Below are 16,509 nucleotides of genomic sequence, written 5' to 3'. Positions count from 1 at the left end.
GATTTACAAATACGCTTTCGCGAAAGCGAACTCACAACAAGCTAATTGAAATTATGCGACCTCTTCTTGAGCAAATTGAACCTCATAAAGATTTTTGTAATAGCCATCTTCCTTTTGAAGAAGTTCTAAATGCGATCCTATTTCAACAATTTGACCAGAATCCATCACAATAATCTTATCGGCTTTTTTAATAGTAGCCAGCCTATGAGCTATAACTATTGAAGTACGGTTCTTTGTAATCTTTTCTGTAGCAACTTGTATTAATTGCTCACTATAACCATCTACAGAACTTGTTGCTTCATCTAATACGAGAATACTAGGATTAGACACATATGCCCTTAAAAAGGCGATTAACTGTCGCTGACCAGAGCTTAACATCACGCCACGCTCCTTGACATTATAGTGGTATCCACCAGGTAATGACGATATGAATTTATGGACGCCTATTTCTTTAGCAGCATTTACAACGTCATCTTCTGTTATATTAACATCGTTGAGTGTAATGTTATTAAGTATCGTGTCTGCAAACAGGAAAACATCTTGAAGGACCACAGCAATTTCTGATCGCAAGCTGTATAAATCATAGTCCTTTGTATTTACACCATCAATTAAAATATCGCCAGCATCTATCTCATAGAACCTAGATAGCAAATTAATGATTGTTGATTTACCAGCACCTGTAGCCCCAACAATAGCCACGGTGTTTCCAGGATTAACTTTAAAACTAATACCCTTGAGTACAAGTTCATCATCAACATAACTAAATTTTACGTCTTCAAAAACAATTTCACCTTTAAGATGATTAGCCTGCACATTACCAGTGTTTTCAATAGTAGAGTCTGTGTCTAATATACCAAATACTCTATTTGCTGCCACCATACCCATTTGCAGCGTGTTAAACTTATCTGCGATCTGTCGTAGTGGTCTAAAGAGCATTTGAGCTAGCTGTATAAACATTACAATCGTACCTATTTGCAAACTAGCATCTTCTAATGTTTCACTAGAAACCATCAACTTAAAACCTAAAAACACAATTAGTGCTATCGTTATACTTGAAGCCATTTCGGCAATAGGGAAGAATATAGAATTATACCACACCGTTTTAACCCATGCATTACGATGCTTATCATTAATTTCTTTAAACTGGTCGTACTCTACTTTTTCACGATTGAAAATCTGAACGATTTTCATTCCAGTTACTCGTTCTTGAACAAATGAATTTAAATTACTTACCTGATTACGCACATCTTCAAATGCCTTTTTCATTGCCTTTTGAAAAACCCGAGTTGCATAAAGTATAAAAGGCATTACAATTAGAGAAACTAAAGTTAGTTGCCAGCTAGAAATACCCATAAAAACAAGAACTACAAGCATTTTTAATAAATCAGATATAATCACAAATAGTCCTTGTGAAAAAATACTTGCTATAGTCTCTATATCACTTACAGCTCTCGTTACCAATTTACCGACAGCACTTTTATCAAAGTACTTCATTTTAAAACTGAGCATGTGACTAAATAGCTTTAACCTCAAATCTCTAATCACCTGTTGACCTAACCAGTTTGCATAAAATATAAATGAAAATTGTAATAACACCTCAAGTAACAGAGCAGCGATCATTACACAAATCACTATATAAATACCACTTAATTCTTGTGGGATAATGTAGTCATCTATTAAAACTTTAATTAAATATGGCATTGCAATAGCAAGACCTGAAAGTAAAATAGCAGAAACAGCTACAAAATAATATGTAGTCTTATATGGTTTTGTATAAGAGATCAGCCTCTTAAACAATTTAAAGTTAAATGCATTACCTGTAGTAGATGCCATAATTATTATAATAAATGTGCAATACTAGATTGCAATTCTTTTTCTTTTTGTGTACCGATTACATATTGACGATCAGCCATTTTGATATGCAATCCTTTTGAGCCAGTTACATTGTAAACGGTTCCATAATTAGTCCATAATCTTATTCCCCATCCACCTACAAAACCATAGTCAATCACTTGTGCTTCTGACAATTCAGACCATTTAAACACCTTTTTAATAAAAGGAATATATCTAACGGTAATTTCATCGTCCGTTATTGTCGTTGTCAAGGTGAGTGATAAAAATAAAACCAAAATAAAACCTATAATAACACTTGGCATAACTTTATCAATAGTGAGTTGACCTAGAAGATCTTCATCCCAATTAAATTGGAACGTTATGACTACTACTAAACCTATAATTATCAGCCACAACCACCACTGCGTAAAACGTTGCTTTTCTTGAAATATAATTTTACCTTTCATAAAAACAGCTCCTCTGGATAATGAATTTTAGTAAGAAACAATCCTCCTGCAGGAGCACTTGCGCCAGCGTTACTACGATTTTTAGAAGCAATTATTTCGTGCAAATCTTCAATTGTTTTTTTACCATACCCGATATCTAATAAAGTTCCAACTACTGCCCTAACCATATTACGTAAAAATCTATTTGCGGTGATATGAAAAATCACTTTATGATCTTTAAATTCAAAATAGGCCTCTGTTAGGTCACAGATATAAGTCTTTACATCAGTATTAGACCTTGAGAAACATTCAAAATCTTTATACTCTGGTAAAATGGCTGCAGCTTCCTGCATTAATTTAAAATCAGGTTTTCTAAACAGGACATAAGCCTGCATTACCTGAAAAGGATCTGGTCTTAATAAAAAATGATATTCATAGGATCTTTTATAAGCATGGAATCGCGCATGTGCATTTTCTACAACAGGTTTCACTTCATACACAGCAATATCTTTAGGCAACCACCTATTTAATCTATAAACTAGATGTTCTAGATCTATTTCTCCTTTATAATCAAAATGGGCTACCATAAATGCCGCGTGCACACCAGCATCAGTCCTACCAGCACCTTGAACCGCTATTTTTTCTCTCAGCATTTTATTCAATCCATCTTCTAAGACTTCTTGCACAGAAATACTTTGTGGTTGTCGTTGCCATCCATGATAAGCTGTTCCATCATAAGCGAGCTCAATAAAATAACGTCTTTTCTCTTGCATCAATACAAAGATAAGTGGATATGCCGAATAATGAATCAGTTTTATAACCAGTAAAGACCTAAGAATGACAGGAAGTATAACCATTACAAAACTCTATCAACACATATTCTCACACTATCTTTGAATTATGAAAATATTACTTCTTTCAGATACACATAGTCATATTGATGATTTCATCATTAAGTATGTAAAACAAGCAGATGAGGTCTGGCACGCTGGCGACATCGGTGATTTAAAGGTTACTGATCAGATTGCAGCAATCAAACCGCTACGTGCGGTATGGGGAAATATTGATGATGATAAAGCAAGAATGCAGTTCCCAGAACATAATCGCTTTAAATGTGAAGGTATGGACGTATGGATTACCCACATAGGTGGTTATCCTGGCAGGTACAACCAGCGAGTAAGACCAGAGATTTATAATAATCCACCAGATCTATTTATTTGTGGCCACTCACACATTCTTAAAGTAATCAACGATAAAAAAATTAATTGTCTTCATATCAATCCCGGAGCTATCGGCATACATGGATTTCATAAGAAACGCACCATGTTGCGGTTTGAAATTAATGAGGGAAAGATTTCAAATTTAGAATTAATAGAGAAAGATCGTTAAAATTGAAAGAGTACAGATGGTAATAATGACGCTTTCGCGAAAGCATAAAAACAAAAACCTGCAAGGTGGCGCCTCGCAGGTTTTTCACTAAATAAACTAAGATACAGTGTTTAACGAAAACGATCTGCAGATTTTACGAGTTGCTCATCCCTACGAATAGCTCTGTTTGCCAGAACTAAAAAAACGATAGATAAGATAGGTAAAAGCATCCCAATGCCTTTCTCAGAAACCGCCGTTTCTCCAGACATAGTTAGCAATCGATAAACGAAAACTCCTAGCAAAATAAGGTTCAATAAAATATTAAGACGGTTAATTACCGTTTGTAACTTTCTGTTATTGTAAATAAATATAGCCACTAGTGATAACAGCGCACTAGCAACAAAGGCACCAAAATAGCTAGACTCATCCATGGCCACAACTTCATTACCTTCTCCATCAATCCATAAACTCACTAAAAAAATAAGACCACCAGAAACAGCTGCTGCTAGTATTAAATAAATGGTTTGAATACGTTGTATCATAAAATAAAAGTAGGCTATTAGCTTTCCTTAACTATTGCCAAAAATAATATATATCCTTAAAAAAGCATAGCCCATATTAATATTTATATGTATTATTGTATCACCGATTGGTTAACCATCTCTTACTAGGTTAACTAACCCCAAAATAATTTCTTATTCTTTCGGTTCATCTATAGAATGATATATCACACACATTATAATTTATGTTTCAAATCGCTGATTTAAAATCAAAAAAGCTACCTGAATTACAGGAAATAGCCAAAGGACTTAACGTACCTAAATACAAGCAGCTCAGAAAATTAGACCTCGTATATAAAATACTAGATCTTCAAGCCGCAAATCCAGATGTGGTGAAAAAACTAGATGTTGAAGCTACACCTGCTCCAGTCGAAAAAGCACCTGTTGCTGAGAAAAAAGAAGCTCCTAAGCAACAGCGCAAGCCCAATCCAAGACCTAGAAAAACGGCTGAAAAGAAAACAGAACCTAAAGAGAACAAGACAAACTCTAATAAAGAGGAAACTAATAAAAAAGAAGATTCTCCTAAAAAAGAGGCTCGCACACCACGTCCTAAGCAAAACGACAATCGTAATGAGAAGTCTGATCGCTCAAATGACAAAAAGGCCAAGAACTCTCAAAACGATAAACGCAATGATCAAAACGGCGATCGCAACGATAGAAATGATCGTAATAGCCGTAATAAAAATCAGCGCAACAATAATCAAAACAACGTTCCCAAAGGCAATAAAGATACCCGTAATCGCTATCGTGATCCTGATTTTGAATTTGACGGAATTATAGAAAGTGAAGGATGTTTAGACATGATGCCTGATGGATATGGATTCTTGCGCAGTAGTGACTATAACTACCTCGCTTCACCAGATGACATTTATGTATCACAATCGCAAGTACGCCTTTTTGGACTTAAAACTGGCGATACCGTATTAGGAATGGTTCGTCCTCCTAAAGAAGGAGAAAAATATTTTCCATTAATTAAAATCATTAAGATTAATGGATTAGATCCTAGTGTAGTTAGAGACCGCGTGTCTTTTGAACACTTAACACCTCTATTTCCTGATGAGAAGTTTAACATTGCAGAACGTCAATCATCCCTTTCAACACGAATAATGGATCTTTTTGCACCTATCGGTAAAGGTCAACGTGGAATGATTGTAGCGCAACCTAAAACTGGTAAAACGATGTTACTAAAAGACATCGCAAATGCAATCGCAGCAAATAATCCAGAGGTTTACCAACTAGTTCTACTTATTGATGAGCGCCCTGAAGAAGTTACGGACATGCAACGTAATGTTGATGGAGAGGTCATTGCTTCCACATTTGATAAAGAGGCTCATGATCACGTAAAGGTGGCAAATATAGTTTTAGAGAAAGCAAAACGTATGGTAGAATGTGGACACGATGTTGTGATTCTATTAGACTCGATAACACGTCTTGCTAGAGCTTATAACACTGTCCAACCTGCTAGTGGTAAAGTATTATCTGGTGGTGTAGATGCAAATGCATTACACAAGCCAAAACGATTCTTTGGAGCAGCACGTAACATTGAAGGCGGCGGATCATTAACAATTATTGCTACCGCATTAACAGAAACTGGCTCTAAAATGGACGAGGTTATCTTTGAAGAATTCAAAGGAACAGGTAATATGGAATTACAATTAGATCGTAATATATCAAACAGACGTATTTTCCCAGCTATAGACTTAACTTCTTCTTCTACAAGACGTGATGACTTACTACTAGATGAACAAGCTATCAAACACATGTGGATTCTAAGAAAGTATCTTGCTGACATGAATGCTGTTGAAGCCATGGAATTTATTTCTCAAAGAATGAGACAAACTCGCAATAACGAAGAATTTATCGCTACGATGAATAGCTAACGATAAACAAATCAAATTTTTAAAAAAGAGCTTATTATTTAATAAGCTCTTTTTTTTTATGCATTTGTAAAAAGGGTAAACTTTCAAACTAATGGATTAGTACTAATAGATTAGATATTAAAAACAAATAATCACTATTTTTAAGGGCATTTTACCCTAAAAATCAAAAAATTGAAACACACCACATTAATACTTAGTTCTTTATTATGTTTAAATGCCTTGGCTCAGGAAAACGAACCTATCCAAGAGATAACAACTATCAAAGCGAAATTTGAGCAAACAATTGACGAAGCAAATCGCTATCAAGATTTTAAAGTAATTAAACAAAGTAAGCTTCAAGAACTTAAAAAACAGACCGTAAAGCGCATCGATGGCCTTAAGGACTCTATAAAGGTATTAGAAGAACAAATAGTAACTAAAGATAAAAAAACGATAGCTTTAGAAGATCAGATCACATCAAAAGATGCTGAATTAGAAAAAATAGACCAAGAAAAAGATTCTATTTCTTTATTCGGTATTATGCTTGACAAAGTCACTTACAATTTAATACTATGGTCTATAATTGGCATACTGCTATTAGCACTCGTTATTTTTATATTTAAATATCGTAGTAGCAATGAAATCACCAACGTATCACAGACCAATTTAAAACTTGCAGAAGAAGAACTTGAAAGTTATAAACGTAGATCTTTAGAAAAGGAGCAACAATTAAGTAGACAATTAATGGATGAGCGCAAGAAAAATACTGGGAATAATTAAACATAGTTTTACACTCCTTAAACTTAAAAAAGGTCGTTCTGTTCAGAATGACCTTTTTTTTATTTAGACCATTATCATAAAAAATTAAAAAGTATTTATAAAAATAACACTCTAAAATATAAGGAATAGGATTACTTTTTAAATAGGATCAACTTTGATAACAAACATATAAATCCCTCTGACTGACAGAAAACAAAAAAGCCTTTCATAAATGAAAGGCTTTAAATTTTAAAAGTAGCAAATACTATAACGCATTAACAAACTTGGCAAGTTTTGACTTAATATTAGAAGCCTTGTTATCATGTATGATATTACGCTTAGCAAGCTTATCTACCATAGAAGTAACTTCTATATAAAGCTTCTGAGCCTCAGACTTATCTTCAGTCTCACGTAATTTTTTAATAGCATTACGAGTTGTTTTGTGCTGGTACTTATTTCTAAGTCTAGCAACTTCGTTTCTTCTAATTCTTTTTAAAGCACTTTTATGATTTGCCATATACTTTCTAAATGTGGTTTTTTAAAACCTAATTTGTTGTAGCCCGTAGGGGAATCGAACCCCTCTTACATGGATGAAAACCATGCGTCCTAGCCGATAGACGAACGGGCCATTAATGTTTTGCTCGTTTAGCGGATGCAAAAATAAGTACTTTTTTCAATCTCGCAAACATCAAAGGCAACTTTTTTTAAAAAATTTTAATAAGCCTTTGCAAATAACACCCTTTTTAAAGATTTATTACCGCTAAAAACACAAATACCTTCCTCATTATCAGCATCTAAAGGCACACACCTGATTGTAGCTTTAGTAATTTCTTTTATTTTATCTTCTGTTTCAATTGTTCCATCCCAATGCGCAGAAATAAACCCACCTTTAGTCTCAAGCACATCTTTAAACTCTTCAAAAGTATCCACTTTGGTAGTATGTGTATCTTTATACTCCAATGCTCGATTATATAACGACGACTGTATTTCTTCTAAAAGCCCCACTACTTTATCCTCTATACCATCTATAGCAGTTGTCTCTTTAGAAAGGGTATCTCGCCTCGCTAATTCCACCGTTCCATTCTCAAGATCTCTAGCTCCTATAGCGATTCTTAACGGAACACCTTGTAATTCATGCTGAGCAAATTTTGCACCTGGTCTTAAAGTGTCTCTCTTATCATACTTCACAGTAACACCTTTTGATCTTAAAGATTTCATCAATCCATTTACCACATTTGTAATCTCATCAAATTGCTCTTCTGTTTTAAAAATAGGGACAATAACTACTTGATTAGGCGCTAAGTTTGGCGGTAAAACCAATCCTTTATCATCACTGTGAGTCATGATAAGCGCACCCATTAGACGTGTGGAAACACCCCAAGAAGTTGCCCACACATATTCTTGCTTACCTTCATTTGAAGTAAATTTCACATCAAAAGCCTTAGCAAAATTTTGACCCAGAAAATGTGATGTTCCTGCTTGTAATGCTTTACCATCCTGCATTAAAGCCTCAATACAATAAGTTTCGTCTGCCCCAGCAAAACGCTCACTCTCAGTCTTAAGCCCTTTGACCACTGGTATCGCCATAAAGTCTTGAGCAAACTCTGCATAAACATCATTCATCTGCTCTGCTTCAGCAATCGCCTCATCTCTGGTTGCATGAGCCGTATGTCCTTCTTGCCATAAAAACTCTGCTGTACGCAAAAATAATCTAGTACGCATTTCCCATCTTACGACATTAGCCCATTGATTAATAAGTAATGGTAAATCTCTATAAGATTGAATCCATCCTTTATAAGTATTCCATATTATAGCCTCACTTGTAGGCCTTACCACTAACTCTTCTTCAAGTTTTGCCTCAGGATCAACTCTTAACTTACCAGGATTATCAGGATCATTTTGTAACCTATAATGAGTTACAACAGCACATTCTTTTGCAAATCCTTCAGCATTTTTCTCTTCAGCTTCAAAAAGGCTTTTAGGAACAAAAAGTGGAAAGTAAGCATTTTGATGTCCTGTTTCCTTAAACATACGATCCAACTCTGCTTGCATCTTTTCCCATATTGCATAGCCATACGGTTTAATGACCATACATCCTCTAACCGCACTATTTTCTGCTAGATCTGCTTTTACAACTAGCTCATTATACCATTTTGAATAGTCTTCACTTCTACTGGTTAAGTTCTTTCCCATGTACTTTATTTTGGCACAAAACTTGATGATTATTATTAAGTTTTGTTAAAAGGTTTATTTAGCCCTCAAAACTACTTATTTTTATACTATCATCATAAATTATTACGCTATGAGAACATCTACTTTAAAATTTCCAAAATTATTGAGCATTTATGCCCTAATGGCACTGATGATAACTATAACATCATGTGGCTCGTTTGATGCGGTATCCTATAATGATGGAATTTACGGCGATAGTTACGATGACGAAGAAATAGATCAAGTGAGCTATGAAGAGAATAGCGGATCTTATTATAAAAATTTATTTGCTGAAAAAGCTGAACAATATGGACAAAACTTTGGTCAGGACAGTGTGTTTACAGATGTAGACAGTTATTCTTCTCAAAGCTATGATCAATCTAATCCAGACTATACCTCAAATTATGGCGGTGGAGAAAGTGGTTTTGGTGAAACTCCAAGTACGGTAGTTATTAACTATTACGATAACGGATGGAATAATTGGGGCTGGAATAGAGGATTCGGTTGGGGAAACTCATGGTATGGTGGTTACGGTTGGAACAATTGGGGTTGGAATCGAGGATTTGGATGGGGAAACCCATGGCACGGTGGATATGGTTGGAACAATTGGGGTTGGAATCAAGGCTTTGGATGGGGTGGCGGATTCGGTTGGAATTATTGGGGTTACAACAACGGCTTTGCTTGGGGTAATCGCTGGGGCAACTATTACAATAGAAACAATTACGCATTTGTAAATGGTAATAGAAATTACTATTCTAGAAATGCCATAGGAAATACTTCAAGAAACTCTAGAGCAACAACTTCGGTGAATAATAGAAATACAACAAGACGTAACGTAGGTAGAGGTACTAACGGTGTAAGTCGAGGTCGCTCAACAACTGCAACGAACTCGCGTAGTACTAGTAGAAATAGCACTGGAGTTTCTAGACGCAGTTCAACGAGATCTAGTAACTCTACAGCAAGAAGCAATTCTTCTAGCCGTAGTAATAGAAGCAGTACAATGGGTCGTTCAAGCTCTAGCTCAAGAAGCTCTTCAAGCTCTACCCGATCTTCTAGTAGTTCATCTGGAAGATCATCTAGCGGAACAAGATCTAGTGGTCGTAGAGGATAGTTTTAAACTCATTATTTTATTATGAAAAAATCAATAATATTATGCGCTTGCCTTTTAGGCGCAGTAAGCAGTTATGGACAAACGATAGCTGATGGATTACTATATGGCCAACAAGGCTCATATGGAACCGCTCGCTATCGTAGTATGAGTGGAGCCTTTGGAGCCTTAGGAGGAGACCTTACAGCCATAGGAAGCAACCCTGCAGGATCTGTCATATTTGCTAACCATTTCGCAAGTGTCTCGCTAGGGTATACCGGTAATCAGACAGACAGTAATTTCAACAGCTCATTTGCAGAAAATAACGATAATGACTTTACCTTAAACCAAGCTGGAGCTGTTTTAGTATATAAAAATCAAAATGAGAACGCAGCTGTAACAAAGTTCTCGTTTGGACTTAATTATGACGATACTCGTAATTACGATAACAATCTTTTTATAGCTGGCACTAATAACATCTCTATTTCTGAATATTTTTTAAGTTTTGCAAATGGAGTCGAACTCGATAATTTTCAATTAAGGCCTGATGAAACCGTTTCTGGCCTTTATCGATTCTTAGGTGAAGATCAAGGATTCGGAGCTCAACAGGGTTTTTTAGGTTATCAATCTTTTGTCATTGATGCCGTTGATAACAACGATGAATTTAATACTGCCTATGTTTCTAATACTGGGACAGGAACATTTGACCAACAACTTTCTCAAAACACTTCTGGCTATCAAAGTAAATTATCTTTTAATGGAGCGTTAGAAATTAAAAACAAATTGAGTTTAGGACTCAACATAAACACTCATTATATAGACTATCAACGTTCTACATCATTTTCAGAACAAAATAACAATGGAGCATTAGTAGATGCTGTAAGATTTAATAATTATCTAGATGTTCAAGCCTCTGGTATCTCTCTTCAAGTAGGCGCTATAGCAAAATTAACAGACGCCATAAGAATAGGTGCTGCTTATGAATCGCCTACATGGTATGATGTAGAAGAATCTATCACACAATCTGTATCTGCAAGACGTGCTGATGGAAGTGGTGGCACCATAACTGAGATTATTGACCCTAATGTAGTTAATATCTTTGCACCTTACGATTTAAGAACACCTGGCAGTATCAGTGGAAGCCTAGCTTACATCTTTGGAAAGAAAGGTCTAATAAGCATAGATTACAGTTCAAAAAACTACTCTAGTCTAAAGTTTAAGCCTTCCAGCGATCCTCTTTTTGCTGAAAACAATCGACAAATCAATCAAGATTTAACGAATGCTGGTACGTTACGTATAGGTGGAGAATACCGAGTTAGCAATTGGTCATTACGTGCAGGATACCGTAATGAGCAGTCTCCTTATAAAAACAAAGATATCATGGATGATCTAACTGGATACAGCTTAGGTTTAGGATACACTTGGGGACAAACTACGCTAGACATCTCTTACGATCGTGCAGAAAGAGATTACAGCCAGCAACTATTTGAGTCTGGCTTAACTTCTAGCGCTGCAATTAATAATGTTCAAAATAACATTATCGCTACCATAGGTTTTAATTTCTAGAAACTATTGGACATAACAAAAAAAGCCTTTGAGAAATCTCTCAAAGGCTTTTTTTGTTAACGAAGATTAAAAGATTCATATTGGTAATATGATTTTGCTTTCGCGAAAGCGAAATACAAACTAATCTATCGTTTCAATGCAAAGTGACCAGTTGCTTCACCTTTTCTTCCATCTTGTTCATACTCTATCTTAAACCAATAATCTGAGCTAGGTAATGGCTGTCCATTATAATTCCCGTCCCATCCAGGTCCTACGGTATCTAGTTGTTTTAACAATTTACCATATCTATCAAAGATGTATAGGGTTGTAATAGGTAATCGATCTGCACCGATGATATTCCAAGTATCATGATAACCATCATTATTAGGTGTAAAGTAGTCCGGATAACCAAATACAAACACCTCAACGATTATTTCACCACAACCAGAACGTTCAGCTATCGTTACATTATGTAATCCTGGTGATACGTTATTAAACACTCCATTGTTTACATATGGTCCATCATCAAGTCTAAACCAGTATTCATCTGGACCTGTTGCAGTCGCGATTATCTGATGATCTACTGCATAGGTTTCTGTTGTTACGTCGACACTATATGCTGTAGGAATACCTGATTGTCTCACATTGGTCGTAGTTGAATTATCACATCCAGTAGCAATGTTAGTAACGATTACTTCATAGTCACCAGGCTCTATTGCATCGTGTGAAGCACTGTTAGAACCTGCGATAACAGCTCCATTTAAAAACCACTCAAAGGTATAATCTGTGTTGTTCAAACCAGTGTCCAGAACCTCTGGACCATTTAATAAAACTCCATTATTATCAATACATAAAACGTATTGTGACAACAGGCTAGGCTGTGGTAATGGATCGATAATTAAATTAACAGTGGTAAAACTTACACAATCTGTGTTATCATCTTCTACCCTTATGAATAAAGTGGTATCTAAACTGTAAGCATAAGTGGATGCTACTGCATTTAAATCATTGTCAGCATCGGCTTGTGACTCATGATAACTCACAGTAACACCTGTTTGAGTACCGATCACTTGAGTAGTAACTGGCGCTAAATCTGCAATAGCATTTCCAGTACCATCGTCACAATTATTTACATCCATAGGCGTAATTACCATTGGTGCAGCAACTGCTTCTATAATAAAGTCCCCTATTGCATAACAGCCAGAAGCATTAGTTAGTCTATAACTTATAGTTTGAGGATTTGCGGTATTAGAATAAGAGTTTTCATCTAATGCATTGGTATTAGTTAAAGCATCTGCATTAGAAGCATAATATAATACAGTCACACCGGTCTGGCCATTTATAATATCGGACTCTCGATCGCTTAAAGAAAATATCGCAACCGTATCACCATCTTCATCACATTCTTCAAGATTAGAAACGGTTGCTATAGCAGGAATAGCATCTACTATTAAATCAAAACTAGTGGTGTTATAACATCCTGTATTAATGTTTTCTACTCTTACATAAATTGTTTCTGGCGAGGATGTGTTATCATAAGCTGTGGCAATGGATGGCGCATCAGCATCTGCATTTGCTTGACTCATATGGTAGGTAAACATAAAATCTGCTGGTGCTAGACCATTAAGAATTGCAGTTTCATTAACCGTTAAATCAAAATTCTCTACACCATCACCACTAGGATCATCACATAATTGTAAATCTGCAGCAGCTGCAATAGTAGGTGCTGGATTTAATATTAAATCAAAACTTGTCGTTGTATAACAATCAGTATTATTAACATTTTCTGCACGAACATAAATTGTTTGTGGACTTGAAGTATTAGGATAGTTTAAGGCTAAAGATCCTGTGTCCGCATCAGCATCTGCTTGTGATGCATGATAAGTCACCTCAACATCAGCAGGTAATTGTGTTCCTAATACCGTTGCTGTTTGTGTAGATAAGTCGAATACTTCAGTACCATCATTTGAAGAATCATCACACAATGTCATATCAGTAACAGGATTTGCAACAGCTGTAGGACTTACTTCAATATCAAAGGTACCCGTTGCATAACAATTCACGTTTCCATTAGGAGAAATTCTAACATAAATGGTTTCAACAGGTGTTGAAATATTAGTATAACTTCCTGGATTAGGAATGGACGCCGTATTCATATCTGCATCCATCTGAGTATTATGATAAGTAATCGTAAAATTTGTTGGATTTTGAGTTCCTAAAATATCAGTTTCATTGCTTGTTATATCAAAAATTTCAAAACCATCGTTAGAAGTATCATCGCACAAATTGATAGTTTGAGCCGTATTAAACACAGCTTGAGGATCAACTCTAATTAAAAATGAAGTTGTGTTATAGCATTCATCGTTAAGTACACTTTCTATACGAACATAAATCGTTTCAGGACCAGTACCTGCATTCATATAACCACTACTAGTTAAAGCTGCTGTATTTGAATCTGCATCAGCTTGAGTACTGTGATAAGAAATACTAAAATCTGCTGGGTTTTGAGCTCCCAACACCATACTATTTCTAGACGAAAGAATAAACGTTGCTATTCCATCATTAGACACATCATCACACGCGATTATATCCATAGGAATATTTGCTATTGGTGTAGGAGAAACAGTGATGTCAAAACTTCCTGTATCATTACATGTAGCATCTGTAACACTTTCTATACGCGCATAAATTGTTTCTGCTGGTGTCTGCACATTTACATAACTAGTAGGATTAGGTATAGCATTTATACCAGCATCAGCATCTAGTTGAGTAGTATGATAAGTAACGGTAAAATCCATAGCCGATTGACTACCCAAGATACCAGCCTCTTGTGAAGTTAAATCAAAAATCTCAAACCCATCATTACTAGGATCGTCACATAAGTCAATGTCTGGAACTGTATTATAAGCTGCACTACCCACAGAGATATCAAATGATTCAACAACCACACACATAGTTGTGCTATCTGTGATTGCTGCATAAATAGTTTGTGGATTTGATGTGTTTGTATATGCCGTAGGAGTTGTTATTGCTCCTACTCCATTCTCTGCATCTGACTGTGTCAAATGATAAGTAATAGGAAAATCTGTTGCTGCAAGACCATTTAATATCTCTACATCACGAGTTGTTAAATCTACTGTAGCGGCTGTTCCAGTAGGATCACAAATGACAAATCCAGATGGAACACCGTTAGTTATTTCTGGAAGTACAGTAATACAAACAGTATCAGTATAGGTACATCCAAAATTATCAATAAATTCATAAGTATAACAATTCACACCTTCAGTAGTAGGCGTTACTGTTATCGTACTTCCTACCGTATTAGTTATAGAAGGATCTGCTAGCCATTGCTCACTGGTCGCGTTAGGTGTAAATGATAAGTCTGCTGGGATAATTGCTGGATTAAAATTAAGTCCCCAGTAAAAAATATAACCATTATCAGACGACAAATTATCTGTAATGTTAATACACCACTGTCCATTAAGCGGTGTACCTACAAAGGTACTATAAGGATCAACTGGTAAATAATCACCTGCTGGCAAAGTAGTTACACCAGCCTGAGCTTGCGCCCAAGTTTGCGTTGCACTTTCTGTAAAAACATAATCAAATCCAGTACCTGGATTTAAATCAGTATCAATATCAATAGGTACTCCTAAAAAAGTTCCTCCACCACCACTTCCATAGGTATGTAAAGAAACAGTTGCTCCGTTAGGTGCAGTAACTGATATATCTAAATCACCTAAATAGGAATGTTCCATATTTAAAAAGATATCTATAAGATCAGATGCGTTAGTCATCGTCGCTCCAGGTGGGAACAAATCAACACTAACACAAGTTTGATAACTGGTTGTCCCATTATCATCTGGTAAAAATGTTCTACCAGTAATAGGTGGTGATGGCGTTATTGCAAATTCTATAGGTGTTACATTACCATTAATATCAGTAGACTCTCCATAACAGATGGTATTATCTACCGCTGCGGTTCCTGTAAAATCTGGATCTGTAGATACATGAACAACGACATCTCTAGATTCTCGATCAGAACAACCGGTTGCATCAGTAACTACAAAGTCTATTAAATAAATACCAGATGTGGTATAAGTTTCACTTTGAATTGCTCCAGCATTTAATCCTCCACCGTTACCTAAATCCCACTCATAGGTAGCTCCAGTTCCGTCAACACTAAAGGTTGCAGACCCATCAAAGTTTACAGTATCACCTTGACAAATACGAACAATCCCATCCGCATCGGGTGCTGGTGTTGTTAAAATTGTAGTGCTTATCGCTTGACAAGGATCAAAACAGCTTATCCCAGCTCTCCATCCTGCACCTGTTCCACTACCATTAGAAGTAAAGGTCACCGTTAAACAACCCGTAGGATTTCCTGCGCTAGCCTGAAACATTCCTGGTGCGGTAGTCGTATTAGTAAAAGTTCCTAATTGCGGCGCTGCTGTAGAATCACCATCATAGATAGTTAACACATCTCCGGTTTGGATAATCATTTGGATAAAGTTGAGCTGCATCCTATCGGTCTGTATACCTGGACAAAAAACGGCATAACCATTTATATTATTTCCATAATCTCCATTTTGACCATCATCATTAAAGGAACCACTACAGGTTACAAACCTGGTAGGAACGCCGTTATTATCGGGCATATTAATAATTCCTTGACCAGTGGCAAATAACCCTATAAAGATTATCGCAATTGTTAATAAATGTCTCATCGTTTTAAATTTGCTTTTTTCACTTTTTCATCTGCTTCTACAAATATGCAGAAAATCCTTAACACCATCTTAACGTAACAACACTTTTCTTTAGTCTAAATCCCTTAAAACACC

The 16,509-nt window shown here is 35.9% G+C and carries 12 protein-coding genes and 1 tRNA gene; 5 read left to right on the top strand and 8 right to left on the bottom strand.

Features of this window, described 5'->3' with window-relative positions; all coding sequences use genetic code 11:
- Positions 1 to 51: 51 nt before the first annotated feature.
- From ACJJVI_RS08585 to truA, 3 genes are read right to left on the bottom strand one after another with little or no spacing between them, the layout of a single operon-like run.
- The gene (locus ACJJVI_RS08585; RefSeq protein ID WP_042297349.1) at positions 52 to 1,833 is read right to left on the bottom strand and encodes an ABC transporter ATP-binding protein; all 1,782 of its coding nucleotides are present in this window, start codon (positions 1,831 to 1,833) and stop codon (positions 52 to 54) included.
- A gap of 5 nt (positions 1,834 to 1,838) precedes the next feature.
- Positions 1,839 to 2,300 carry a hypothetical protein gene (locus tag ACJJVI_RS08580; RefSeq protein WP_042271171.1) on the bottom strand — a complete coding sequence of 154 codons (462 nt, stop codon included), beginning with the start codon at positions 2,298 to 2,300 and terminating at the stop codon, positions 1,839 to 1,841.
- Positions 2,297 to 3,052: a tRNA pseudouridine(38-40) synthase TruA gene (gene truA / locus ACJJVI_RS08575; protein WP_042271167.1), complete on the bottom strand. Its 756-nt coding sequence runs from the start codon at positions 3,050 to 3,052 to the stop codon at positions 2,297 to 2,299. Before truA ends, ACJJVI_RS08580 begins: the two co-directional genes overlap by 4 nt.
- Positions 3,053 to 3,176: 124 nt before the next feature.
- Between truA and ACJJVI_RS08570 the strand changes: the two genes are divergently transcribed.
- Positions 3,177 to 3,668, top strand: coding sequence for a metallophosphoesterase (locus ACJJVI_RS08570; RefSeq protein ID WP_036581865.1), 492 nt, complete (start codon positions 3,177 to 3,179; stop codon positions 3,666 to 3,668).
- A 110-nt stretch (positions 3,669 to 3,778) separates the two neighbouring features.
- Here the strand turns inward: ACJJVI_RS08570 and ACJJVI_RS08565 are convergent, their stop codons facing one another.
- Positions 3,779 to 4,189, bottom strand: a complete 411-nt coding sequence (locus tag ACJJVI_RS08565) for a DUF4293 domain-containing protein (protein ID WP_042271164.1) — start codon at positions 4,187 to 4,189, stop codon at positions 3,779 to 3,781.
- A 203-nt stretch (positions 4,190 to 4,392) separates the two neighbouring features.
- Between ACJJVI_RS08565 and rho the strand changes: the two genes are divergently transcribed.
- Together rho and ACJJVI_RS08555 are read left to right on the top strand one after the other, a co-directional pair.
- A complete protein-coding gene (gene rho / locus ACJJVI_RS08560) occupies positions 4,393 to 6,087 on the top strand; it encodes a transcription termination factor Rho (RefSeq protein WP_348021797.1) in 1,695 nt (564 codons plus the stop codon).
- A gap of 171 nt (positions 6,088 to 6,258) precedes the next feature.
- Positions 6,259 to 6,846, top strand: coding sequence for a hypothetical protein (locus ACJJVI_RS08555; RefSeq protein WP_405351453.1), 588 nt, complete (start codon positions 6,259 to 6,261; stop codon positions 6,844 to 6,846).
- Between the two features lie 244 nt (positions 6,847 to 7,090).
- Here the strand turns inward: ACJJVI_RS08555 and rpsT are convergent, their stop codons facing one another.
- From rpsT to proS, 3 genes are all read right to left on the bottom strand, one after another.
- Positions 7,091 to 7,342: a 30S ribosomal protein S20 gene (rpsT, locus tag ACJJVI_RS08550; protein ID WP_042271162.1), complete on the bottom strand. Its 252-nt coding sequence runs from the start codon at positions 7,340 to 7,342 to the stop codon at positions 7,091 to 7,093.
- Between the two features lie 39 nt (positions 7,343 to 7,381).
- A tRNA-Glu gene (locus ACJJVI_RS08545) sits at positions 7,382 to 7,453 on the bottom strand.
- An 86-nt stretch (positions 7,454 to 7,539) separates the two neighbouring features.
- Positions 7,540 to 9,018 (bottom strand): proline--tRNA ligase, encoded by a 1,479-nt coding sequence (proS, locus tag ACJJVI_RS08540; protein ID WP_405351450.1) that lies wholly within the window; start codon positions 9,016 to 9,018, stop codon positions 7,540 to 7,542.
- Between the two features lie 109 nt (positions 9,019 to 9,127).
- Here proS and ACJJVI_RS08535 point away from each other — a divergent pair, with 109 nt between their 5' ends.
- Together ACJJVI_RS08535 and ACJJVI_RS08530 are read left to right on the top strand one after the other, a co-directional pair.
- Positions 9,128 to 10,147, top strand: coding sequence for a hypothetical protein (locus ACJJVI_RS08535; protein WP_405351448.1), 1,020 nt, complete (start codon positions 9,128 to 9,130; stop codon positions 10,145 to 10,147).
- Between the two features lie 21 nt (positions 10,148 to 10,168).
- Entirely contained in the window at positions 10,169 to 11,689 is a 1,521-nt protein-coding gene (locus ACJJVI_RS08530; RefSeq protein WP_348021794.1) for an outer membrane protein transport protein, read from the top strand.
- 125 nt (positions 11,690 to 11,814) lie between these two features.
- On the opposite strand, the gene ACJJVI_RS08525 is transcribed toward ACJJVI_RS08530, so the two are convergent.
- Positions 11,815 to 16,395, bottom strand: coding sequence for a T9SS type B sorting domain-containing protein (locus tag ACJJVI_RS08525; protein ID WP_405351446.1), 4,581 nt, complete (start codon positions 16,393 to 16,395; stop codon positions 11,815 to 11,817).
- Positions 16,396 to 16,509: the final 114 nt, after the last annotated feature.

The organism is Nonlabens sp. Asnod3-H03 (assembly GCF_045063665.1).
In the GTDB taxonomy this organism is placed as follows: Bacteria; Bacteroidota; Bacteroidia; order Flavobacteriales; family Flavobacteriaceae; genus Nonlabens; species Nonlabens ulvanivorans.
This window is presented reverse-complemented; position numbering and strand designations above follow the sequence as displayed.

Excerpts from the sequence above, each read along its gene's own strand:
- rpsT (WP_042271162.1), bottom strand. The coding sequence starts at position 7,342 with ATGGCAAATCATAAAAGTGCTTTAAAAAGAATTAGAAGAAACGAAGTT.
- truA (WP_042271167.1), bottom strand. The coding sequence starts at position 3,052 with ATGCAAGAGAAAAGACGTTATTTTATTGAGCTCGCTTATGATGGAACA.
- ACJJVI_RS08585 (WP_042297349.1), bottom strand. The coding sequence starts at position 1,833 with ATGGCATCTACTACAGGTAATGCATTTAACTTTAAATTGTTTAAGAGG.
- rho (WP_348021797.1), top strand. The coding sequence starts at position 4,393 with ATGTTTCAAATCGCTGATTTAAAATCAAAAAAGCTACCTGAATTACAG.
- ACJJVI_RS08530 (WP_348021794.1), top strand. The coding sequence starts at position 10,169 with ATGAAAAAATCAATAATATTATGCGCTTGCCTTTTAGGCGCAGTAAGC.
- ACJJVI_RS08580 (WP_042271171.1), bottom strand. The coding sequence starts at position 2,300 with ATGAAAGGTAAAATTATATTTCAAGAAAAGCAACGTTTTACGCAGTGG.
- ACJJVI_RS08525 (WP_405351446.1), bottom strand. The coding sequence starts at position 16,395 with ATGAGACATTTATTAACAATTGCGATAATCTTTATAGGGTTATTTGCC.
- ACJJVI_RS08535 (WP_405351448.1), top strand. The coding sequence starts at position 9,128 with ATGAGAACATCTACTTTAAAATTTCCAAAATTATTGAGCATTTATGCC.
- proS (WP_405351450.1), bottom strand. The coding sequence starts at position 9,018 with ATGGGAAAGAACTTAACCAGTAGAAGTGAAGACTATTCAAAATGGTAT.
- ACJJVI_RS08565 (WP_042271164.1), bottom strand. The coding sequence starts at position 4,189 with ATGATACAACGTATTCAAACCATTTATTTAATACTAGCAGCAGCTGTT.